Origin of the sequence: Halomonas maura (assembly GCF_030409305.1) — a bacterium.
Taxonomy (GTDB): Bacteria; Pseudomonadota; Gammaproteobacteria; order Pseudomonadales; family Halomonadaceae; genus Halomonas; species Halomonas maura.
Map to the genome: position 1 here is coordinate 195,449 of NZ_JAUFPQ010000016.1, position 9,765 is coordinate 205,213.

The 9,765-nt window shown below is 68.2% G+C and carries 6 protein-coding genes; 4 read left to right on the forward strand and 2 right to left on the reverse strand.

All coding sequences use genetic code 11. From position 1 onward, the window contains the following. Positions 1-77 precede the first annotated feature (77 nt). Positions 78-2,678 (reverse strand): bifunctional aconitate hydratase 2/2-methylisocitrate dehydratase, encoded by a 2,601-nt coding sequence (acnB, locus tag QWY76_RS10070; protein ID WP_290311049.1) that lies wholly within the window; start codon positions 2,676-2,678, stop codon positions 78-80. A gap of 238 nt (positions 2,679-2,916) precedes the next feature. Between acnB and QWY76_RS10075 the strand changes: the two genes are divergently transcribed. The 3 genes from QWY76_RS10075 to QWY76_RS10085 are packed head-to-tail and all read left to right on the forward strand — an operon-like array spanning position 2,917 to position 7,943. Beyond that, positions 2,917-3,351, forward strand: a complete 435-nt coding sequence (locus QWY76_RS10075) for a DUF1289 domain-containing protein (RefSeq protein WP_290311050.1) — start codon at positions 2,917-2,919, stop codon at positions 3,349-3,351. 24 nt (positions 3,352-3,375) lie between these two features. Then, entirely contained in the window at positions 3,376-4,011 is a 636-nt protein-coding gene (locus tag QWY76_RS10080) for a MiaE family protein (protein WP_290311051.1), read from the forward strand. 32 nt (positions 4,012-4,043) lie between these two features. Continuing rightward, positions 4,044-7,943: an ATP-binding protein gene (locus QWY76_RS10085; protein WP_290311052.1), complete on the forward strand. Its 3,900-nt coding sequence runs from the start codon at positions 4,044-4,046 to the stop codon at positions 7,941-7,943. Between the two features lie 188 nt (positions 7,944-8,131). On the opposite strand, the gene QWY76_RS10090 is transcribed toward QWY76_RS10085, so the two are convergent. Beyond that, complete coding sequence (locus tag QWY76_RS10090) at positions 8,132-9,094, reverse strand: LysR family transcriptional regulator (protein ID WP_290311053.1); 963 nt, start codon at positions 9,092-9,094, stop codon at positions 8,132-8,134. 94 nt (positions 9,095-9,188) lie between these two features. On the opposite strand from QWY76_RS10090, the gene QWY76_RS10095 reads away from it, so the two are divergent. After that, positions 9,189-9,722 (forward strand): quinone oxidoreductase family protein, encoded by a 534-nt coding sequence (locus QWY76_RS10095; protein ID WP_290311054.1) that lies wholly within the window; start codon positions 9,189-9,191, stop codon positions 9,720-9,722. The last annotated feature ends 43 nt before the right edge of the window (positions 9,723-9,765 follow it).

Here is a 9,765-nt window from a genome sequence, read left to right on the forward strand (position 1 = left end):
GTCATCGGCTCCGGCCGCGCCGCGGGGCGGCGGGCCTTCGATGGTGCGAGCATCGGAGTCGAAGGGTGGGCTCTGGCTCAGGCCTCGGCCACCGGAATCACGTTCGAGGCGGCCTTCTGGAACTCCTCGATCTCGTGGAAGTTCATGTAGCGATAGATCTCGCCGGCCATGGCGTCGAACTCACCCATGTAGCGCCGGTACTCCTCGACGGAGGGCAGGCGACCTTCCACCGCGGCGACGGCGGCCAGCTCGGCCGAGGCCAGGAAGACATCGGCGCCATCGCCCAGGCGGTTGGGGAAGTTGCGGGTGGAGGTGGAGACCACGGTGCTCTTGGCGGCGACGCGGGCCTGGTTGCCCATGCACAGCGAGCAGCCGGGCATCTCCATGCGCGCCCCGGCGCGGCCGTAGATGCCGTAGTAGCCTTCCTCGGTCAGCTGGTGCTGGTCCATCTTGGTCGGCGGGGCCAGCCAAAGCTTGGTCTTCAGGCTGCCGGCGGGCTGCTTCTCGAGCAGCTTGCCGGCGGCGCGGAAGTGGCCGATGTTGGTCATGCACGATCCGATGAACACCTCGTCGATGGACTGGCCGGCCACCTCGGAGAGCAGGCGGGCGTCGTCCGGGTCGTTGGGGGCGCACAGCACCGGCTCCGCGAGCTGGTCGAGGTCGATCTCGATGACCTCGGCGTACTCGGCGTCCTGGTCGGCGCGCATCAGGCTCGGGTTGGCCAGCCACTCCTCCATGGCCAGGATGCGGCGCTCGATGGTGCGCTTGTCGCCGTAGCCGTTGGCGATCATCCACTTGAGCAGGGTGATGTTGGACTTCAGGTACTCGGCGACCGAGTCCTCGCCCAGGGTAATGGTGCAGCCGGCCGCGGAGCGCTCGGCGGAGGCGTCGGAGAGCTCGAAGGCCTGCTCGACGGTGAGGTCCTCGAGCCCCTCGATCTCCAGCACCCGCCCGGAGAAGGCGTTCTTCTTGCCGGACTTCTCGACGGTCAGCAGGCCCTGCTGGATGGCGTAGTAGGGGATGGCGTGGACCAGGTCACGCAGGGTGACGCCGGGCTGACGCTGGCCCTTGAAGCGCACCAGTACCGATTCCGGCATGTCCAGCGGCATCACCCCGGTGGCGGCGGCGAAGGCCACCAGCCCGGAGCCGGCCGGGAAGGAGATGCCCATCGGAAAGCGGGTGTGGGAGTCGCCGCCGGTGCCCACGGTGTCGGGCAGCAGCATGCGGTTCAGCCAGGAGTGGATGATGCCGTCGCCCGGGCGCAGCGAGACGCCGCCGCGGTTCATGATGAAGTCGGGCAGGGTGTGGTGGGTCTCCACGTCGACCGGCTTGGGGTAGGCGCTGGTATGGCAGAAGGACTGCATCACCAGGTCGGCCTGGAAGCCCAGGCAGGCCAGGTCCTTGAGCTCGTCGCGGGTCATCGGGCCGGTGGTGTCCTGGGAGCCCACGGTGGTCATCTTCGGCTCGCAGTACATGCCCGGACGCACGCCGTCCATGCCGCAGGCCTTGCCGACCATCTTCTGGGCCAGGGTGAAGCCCTTGCCGGTGTCGGCGGGCTGCTCCGGCTTGCGGAAGACATCGGAGGGCTCGAGGCCCAGGGACTCGCGGGCCTTGGCGGTCAGGCCGCGGCCGATGATCAGCGGGATGCGGCCGCCGGCACGCACCTCGTCGAGCAGCAGCTGGGTCTTGAGCTCGAAGGTGGTCAGCACCTCGTCGCTGCCGTGCTTGCAGACCTTGCCCGCATAGGGGTAGACGTCGATGACGTCGCCCATCTCGAGCTTCTCGACGTCCATCTCGACGGGCAGGGCGCCGGAGTCTTCCATGGTGTTGAAGAAGATCGGGGCGATCTTGCCGCCGAAGCAGAAGCCGCCGGCACGCTTGTTCGGCACGTTGGGGATGTCGTCGCCGAAGAACCACAGCACGGAGTTGGTGGCGGACTTGCGGCTGGAGCCGGTGCCGACCACGTCGCCGACATAGGCGACCGGGAAGCCCTTGGCCTTCACGTCCTCGATCTGCTTGAGCGGGCCGGTCTCGCCGGGCGCCTCGGGGGCGATGCCGTCGCGCTCGTTCTTGAGCATCGCGTTGGCATGCAGCGGGATGTCGGGACGCGACCAGGCGTCCGGGGCCGGGGAGAGGTCGTCGGTGTTGGTCTCGCCGGGCACCTTGAACACGCTCAGGGTGATCTTCTCGTCCAGCGCCGGCCGGGAGAGGAACCACTCGGCCTCGGCCCAGGACTGGATGATCTCCTTGGCCACGGCGTTGCCTGCCTTGGCGCGCTCCTCCACGTCGTGGAAGGCATCGAACATCAGCAGGGTATGCTTGAGCTGTTCACCGACCTCGGTGGCCAGCGCCTCGTCGTCCAGCAGCTCGACCAGGGAGACGATGTTGTAGCCGCCCTGCATGGTGCCCAGCAGCTTGACCGCATGGACGCGGTCGATCAGCGGCGACTCGGCCTCGCCCTTGGCGATGGCGGTGAGGAAGCCGGCCTTGACGTAGGCGGCCTCGTCGACGCCCGGCGGGACGCGGTTGGTCAGCAGGTCGAGGATGGCCTCTTCCTCGCCGGCCGGCGGGGTCTTCAGCAGCTCGACCAGGGCAGCCGTCTGCTCGGCGTTCAGCGGCTTCGGCGGAACGCCCGCCTGGGCGCGCTCCTCGACATGTTGGCGATAGGCTTCAAGCACGTGGTGGCCCTCATTGGTTGTGGTAGCCGAGCCGGGCGCGCGACGGGGCCGTCGCACGAGGCAGCTCGGCGCATGAATCGACACGGTCAACGGTGGCGCAATTCTAGAAGAAACTGTCGACAATGTTAAGGACGCCCGCTGCGGCGGCCCTTGAACTTTGGTCTGCGGCGGTCTGCGGGGTGCCAGCGCGGGCGTGCCGCGTTACCATGGTTGACGAATCAACGGAGAGGAACGGACCATGGCCGGGCGCGTCACCTCACCCTGCGTGGGGCTCTGTTCGACCACGGTGGGCGATCGCGTCTGCCGGGGCTGTCAACGCCTGGATGGCGAGATCCGCGACTGGCCGGCGCTGGCCGGTGAGGAGCGTGCGCGACGCATGGCCGAGCTCGATGCGCTGCGCGCGGCGGTGGCCGGGCGCCACCTGGTGGTGCTGGATGCCGAGGCCCTGGAGGCCCAGTTGCATCGCCATCGCATTCGCTTTCGTGCCGAACAGCCCCCGCTGTCCCGGGCGGTCGAGCTGTTGCGGGTGGGGCGCGGGCGGATCCGCGACCTGTCCCGCTACGGCCTGGCACCGCGGCAGCCACTGGACGCCGCGGCCCTGCATGCGCGGATCTCGACCGAGTTGATGGCCGCCGCCGAGGCGCGCCGGCATGCGGCCGTGCCCCTCTCCTGAACCCCTGAGCCGCCGGACTTCCCCATGACTGCGATGCTTGCCGCGCCTGACCTCGACGATCTTCTGCCCCCGGGGCTGCTCGACTTCCTGCCCTGCGCCACACCCGATGCCTGGGTCGCCTGGGCACTCGCCAATCCCGAGCTGCTGCTGATCGACCATGCCCAGTGCGAGAAGAAGGCCGCCGCCACCGCCATGAGCCTGATCCACCGTTACGTGGACCATTCGCTGCTGCTCTCCAAGATGTGTCAGTTGGCCCGGGAGGAGCTGCTGCATTTCGAGCAGGTGATCACGCTGATGGAGACCCGGGGCATCGTCTACCGCCAGATCGCGGCGTCGCGCTATGCCGAGGGACTGCGCCGGCATGTGCGTGGCGAGGAGCCGCAGCGGCTGGTCGACATCCTGCTGATCGGGGCCCTGATCGAGGCGCGCAGCTGTGAGCGTTTCGCTCGCCTGATCCCGCACCTCGACGCCGAGCTTGCCAAGTTCTATCGCGGTCTGGTTAAGTCGGAAGGGCGTCATTATGAGGACTATCTGATGCTGGCACGGCAGCTCGCCCCGGAGGCGCTCGACGCGCGCCTCGCGTTCCTCGCCGAACGCGAGGCCGAACTGATCACCATGCCGGACACGGCATTTCGTTTTCACAGCGGCGTACCGGCCTGAAGCCGCCGCGCCGCCCAGCAGGGCCGATCACCATGCGGGATGCTTCCGACGCCGTTACCCATGACGACCAGGATCGCCTGGCCCTCTTCGGTCACTTCTCGCTGACCCTGGGCGACGATGCTCTGACCCATTTCAGCTACGACAAGGTCAAGGCGTTGCTGGTCTACCTGCTGCTCCATGATCAGCCGGTCAATCGGGCCACCCTGGCCGAACTGCTGTGGCCGGACCAGGGGCTGTCGTCCGGCCGCACCAACCTGCGCCACGCCCTGCACTGCCTGCGTCAGTCGCTGGGGGAGCAGGCCGAGCAGGTGCTGTCGGTCTCCCGCCAGACCATCGCCTTCAAGCTGCCCGAGAGCTGGCATTTCGATCTCCATGAGCTGCAGGCCCTGCTCGAGGCCCCGGCCGAGGTGTCGAGTCTGGAGGCAGTGCTGAGCTGCTACCAGGGCGATCTCGTCGAGGAGCTGCAGCTCTCCGCCTGCGCGGATTTCCAGCGTTGGCTGGTGCAGGTCCGCAACGAGTGGCGTCAGCGGGTGATCCGTTTCGCCGAGGCCGTGCTCGAGCAGCACGAACCGCTGCCGGATAACCTGCTGCAGGCGCTGGTCAGCCGTTTTTCCGGCTATGGCCCCTTCCACGAGCGGCTGGTGCGCCAACTGGCCGAGCACGGCCAGCTGGCCGCCGCCCACGAGCAGTACAATGCCTACCTGCAGCTGCTGGCGTTGACCGGCCAGCAGCCGGATCCGGCCTTCCTGCAGCTGGCGCGCTTCTGGTCCGACGGCAAGCCCGAGCAGAGCACCGGGCCGAGCGGCGCCTTCTCCCGGGTGCTGGCCCCCGACAGCTCGCCGCTTCGCGAGGACGAGATCGAGCAGCGTCAGCTCTCGGTGATGGCGATTCGCCTGACCCTGGACGCCGACCTCTCTTCCCGCAGCGAGGCCCGGGCCTGCCTGGCGCTGCAGATCGAGCTGATGCGCTGGCTGGAACAGCAGTGCCACCACCTGGGCGGCTTCTGGTTGCCCGGTGCCACCGGGGGCCTGGGCCTGGCCTGCTTCGGCACCCATGGCCCGGCCCACCAGCTCGCCGAGCTGGTGGCCCTCTACGAGCATTGTCGTCGCGTGCTGCCCGACGAGTGCCAGCGGCACTGGAACGGCGAGGGCGAGCCGCCGCGGATCGCCCTCGATGCCGGGCTCAACAGCGGTCGGGTCGTCTACCTGCCCGAACGCCACCTGGTCGATCCGCTGGGCCAGGTGACCCAGGGCGCCCTGGACCTGATGAGCGCGGCCGAGGGCAGCGAGCTGGTGATCTCCCAGGAGGCCAGCCAGCACATGCCGCCGGCCCTGGACCTGCAGCCCCGGCTCTCCTCGCGGCTGGTGGCCAGTGATGGCCGGGTGCGCCTGCGGGCGCTGGTGCTGGGTACCAACGAGGGCGGTCGGGAGGCCCTGCCGCCGAGCCTGGTGGGGCGCGAGTCGGCGATGCGCACGCTGCGCGACGCCCTGGCTCGGGCCGGGATCGGGCTGCGGCAGAGTGTGCTGGTGCGGGGCCCCTCGGGGCTCGGCAAGTCGGCCCTGCTGGTCGGTTTCCGCCAGCTCGAGCAGAGCCGCGAGGCGGCGATCTGCTGGCAGCCCACCACCCGCCTGTCGGTGCAGGAGCCCTACGGGGTGGCGCGCCAGCTGCTGCGCTGGCACCTCGGCGGGGCCATCGGCGGCGACGTCCTGGACGAGATCGAGGGCGTGGCGCTGGACGACGATCATCGGCTGCTGCTGGAAGAGGCCCTGGGGGTCCGCGAGCCTCGCGAGCTGGCGGCCCTGGCCAAGAGCGGCGAGGCCGTGGAACTGGTGGTCGGGCTGCTGCACCGGCTGATCGCTGCGCTGACCGCCGAGCGCACCCTGGTGCTGATGATCGACGACCTGCAGTGGCTCGACGAGCCCTCCTTCAAGGTGCTGGCCGGTCTCCAGGCGCGCCTGCCGATCAACTGTCCCTTGCTGCTGGTGGCCAGCCACCACGGCCGGGAGGCCCTCCCGACGCGACTCGACTGGGACCAGCAGATCACCCTCGGGCGCCTCGATCCCATGCAGGCCTCGCGGCTGCTCACCCAGCTGGCCCGGCGCTACCGGCTGCATCTCAGCCCGCGGCTGCGCAGCCAGATCATCGAGCGCTGCGACGGCGTGCCGCTGTACCTCCAGGAGATCTGCCGCCGCGTCGACATGGATCGCCGCGAGGGACGCAGCGTCCAGCTGGACGAGCTGCCTCGCGGCCTGCTCGGCCTGCTGGCCAGCCGCATCGATCAGCTGGATGCCGACCGCGAGGTGGCCCACGTGGCCGCGGTGCTGGGGCGGCGCTTCCGGCTGGATTTCCTGGCCGAATGCAGCGGCTGGGAGATGGCCCGGCTGACCGCGGCCCTCGAGCAGATGTGTCGCCTGGAGATCATCGAGCCGGCCGAGGACGCCGAGGAGGGCCGCGAGTACCAGTTCACTCATCAGCTGCTCCAGGAGGCGGCCTACCTGTCCTGTCCCCGCGACGTGCGGGTCAGTATCCACCGGCAGGTGGTCGGGCTGATCGAGGAGCGCTTCCCGGTATGGATCAGTCGCCATCCGGGGGATTTCGCCACCCACCTGCGGCGAAGCGGCCACTATGCCCGCGGTGCCCGCTACTTCGAGCTGGCGGCTCGGGAGGCGCTCAAGGTCAGCGCCAATCGCACGGCGCTGCGCATGGCCGACTTCGGCCTGGCCAGCCTGCGCCACGTGGAGGGGCAGCAGGAGCGCGAGATCAGCCTGCACACGGTGCGTGGCCAGGCGGCCTTCGCCCTCGAGGGGCACGGCTCGCCCACCGCCCACGAGAGCTTCGTGCGGGCCCGGGAGCTGTTGAGCAGTGCCGAGGAGGCGCCGGAGGACAGCGTGGACCTGGAGCAGGCCTTCCTGGTCAAGTGGGGCCTGTGGGTGGGGTGCAGCCAGCGCAACGCCCACGCCGATGCCTTCCTGCTGGCCGCGCGGCTGGCCGACCTGGCGGAGCGGCTCGAGGATCCCCGCTACCGTCGCCTGGCCGACTTCGCCCGGGCCAGCTGCGAGTACTGGGCGGGGCGCATCCAGCAGGCCTATGAGCATCTCGAGGAGATCGATCCGCTCAACGTGTCGATGATGATCGAGTGGCTGCCGTTCTCCGATCACCCTCAGGTGTCCGCCGCCTGCTTCCAGGGCTGGGCCCTGTGCCTGCGCGGCGACTACCGGCGTGCCGAGCAGCAGGTGGAGTCGGCGATCCGTCTCGCCGAGCAGATCAACCATCCCGGCAGCCTGGCCATGGCACTGATGTATGCCGCCTCCCTGTACCGGCAGGTGGGCCACGTGCACCTGGCGGCCAATCGCGCCGAGCGGGCCTTCGAGATCACCGGGACGCCGGACCTGCACCTCTGGCAGGTCTCGGCGCGCACCGTGCTGGGTTGGCAGCGAGCCCTGTCCGGGGATCGCGAAGGGCTGACGCGCATCACGGCCGCCCTGGAGGAGCTCGCCGAGGTCACCGGCCGCGATCCCCACCAGCGGCCGGCGCTGTGGCTGGTCGATGCCTGCATGTCGCTGGGCGAACTGGCCCGCGTCGAGGACTATCTCGATCAGTGCCTGATGATCGCCCGGGAGCGCACGACCCTGTTCGTGCCCGAGCTGGCGATCCAGCTGGCCCGGGTGCGGCATCGCCTCGGCCACCCCGCCGAGGAAGTGCGGGCGTTGAGCGACCAGGCCCTGCAGCAGGCCCGCGACGATGGCAACCTCCACCAGGAGCTGTGTGCCCTGGAGGCCTGGCTGACCCTGGTCGACCCCGACGACGAGGCGGCTCGGGAGGCCTTCCGCGCGCTGCTCGGCAAGGTCAGCCACAGCGATGCGCCGGTGCTGGTGCGCTGGCGGACGCTGCTCGACAAGCGCCTGCCGCATACCGCCGACGTCGAGGACTAAGCTTCATCCAGGACCAAGCGTCGCTCCCACAGACCCCTGCCTGGTGGCACGGAACCCCTGAGGGAGCGCTCGTTAGAGCGCGATGAGCATAGCCGAGTCCGGCGGCCGGCTATTTTCGCGCGGCGAGTCGGTGCGCCGGCCCGTGCATGCCCTCGAAACCCTGCTCGGTGGCACGGAACCCCGCTGCCTCACTCTTGCCGTCGAAGCCCACCCGGTACCCTGTGCCGCGAATGCGGCCTCTCCACTCCCCGGATCCGGCCAATCTGCTCGACGAGGAAGTCGACCAGTAGTCGAACCCGCGCGATGTTGGCGCGTTCGGGGACGATCAGCATGTTCAAGGGGACTGTCGGTAGTGAGTAGTTCGGCAGGATTGTCTTGAGCTGGCCGGTGGCCAGGAGGTCTTCGACTAGCCATAGGTGGGCGGGGCCAATGCCGCGTCCGGCGACGAAGGCCTCGCGTGCAGCGAGTCCATGATCCACCCGAAAGCGTCCGCCCAATGACACTGCGTAGCGCTGGCCACTCGGGTCTTCCAAGTCTAGCGTATCGCTCCCCGCGACATTCGACATGCGGATGCCCTCATGCTGGGCGAGATCCCTGGGAGCAGTCGGCGTCTGCCGCATTGCCAGGTACTCCGGTGCGGCCACCAACAGGCGCGTACATTCGCCGACCGCTCGCAGCTTCATGGAGCTGTCGGTGAGTGGCCCCAGGCGCAGGGCGATATCCACGCCCTCTCGCACCAGGTCGACCCGTTCATCCGTGAAGTTCAGGTCGATGCCGATATCGGGATACTGATCCTGAAAGTCGAAGATCAGCCGGCTGAGATGCAGAACGCCGAAGGCTGCCGTGCACGATATACGGATCGTGCCTGCTGCGGCTCCGCGTGTGCCGCGCGCCTCGTCGTTGGCCTGTTCCACAAGCCTCAGGATCTGCATGCTGCTGGCATAGTAGCGAGCGCCTTCCTCCGTCAGCGTGACACGTCGGGTGGTGCGGCTGAGCAGGGGCACGCCGACGGCCTCCTCAAGTTCCCGCAGATGCCGTGAGATCGTCGACTGGCCGATTTCCAGCTCACGCGCCACCGCCGACAGGCTCCCGCGTTGGGCGACCCGTACGAAGCTGCGAATGCGTTCCAGTGTGACATCTGATTTATGCATTTTTCGGAAAAATCATATCCATAAATTCATATTTCAGATTGATTGTGCGTCGGATACGGTAAGGATTCAAACCCCTGACGCCACCGAGATTGCCATGCCTTTCCAGACTCAGAAGACCATGCAAGCCGTTGCCATCGATCGGTTCGGCGGCCCTGAGGTACTCACCCGGCAGACCCTTCCCGTACCCGATATCGACTCCGATGAGGTGTTGATCCGTCTGGAAGCCATCGGCGTCGGCGTATGGGATCCGTGGGAGCGCGAAGGGGCCTTCCATCAGCTGTTCCGCGAGCGTTACGGCGTCGAGCCGACCTTCCCTTACGTGATCGGCTTCGAAGGTGCGGGCACCGTGGCTGCCGTGGGAGCTGACGTCACACGCTTCCGTGAGGGCGATCGTGTCTATGCCGATCGCCACATCAATCCCAAGGGTGGCTTTTATGCCGAATACGTCGCTGTCGTTGCTGACCACGTTGTCCCCATCCCTGACGGGCTGAGTGTCGAGGAAGCCGGCGCCATGCCAGTGGATGCGATTACTGCGCTGCTTGGCCTCGACAGCGTACTAGGCCTTTGTGAAGGCGAGTCGGTGCTGATCTTCGGCGCTGGCGGTGGCCTAGGTGTGATCTCTCGGTAGGTTGTTCATCCGGAACCTACCCGGACAATTGGAGGTGCGACCC

Excerpts from the sequence above, each read along its gene's own strand:
- QWY76_RS10075 (WP_290311050.1), top strand. The coding sequence starts at position 2,917 with ATGGCCGGGCGCGTCACCTCACCCTGCGTGGGGCTCTGTTCGACCACG.
- QWY76_RS10095 (WP_290311054.1), top strand. The coding sequence starts at position 9,189 with ATGCCTTTCCAGACTCAGAAGACCATGCAAGCCGTTGCCATCGATCGG.
- QWY76_RS10085 (WP_290311052.1), top strand. The coding sequence starts at position 4,044 with ATGCGGGATGCTTCCGACGCCGTTACCCATGACGACCAGGATCGCCTG.
- QWY76_RS10080 (WP_290311051.1), top strand. The coding sequence starts at position 3,376 with ATGACTGCGATGCTTGCCGCGCCTGACCTCGACGATCTTCTGCCCCCG.
- QWY76_RS10090 (WP_290311053.1), bottom strand. The coding sequence starts at position 9,094 with ATGCATAAATCAGATGTCACACTGGAACGCATTCGCAGCTTCGTACGG.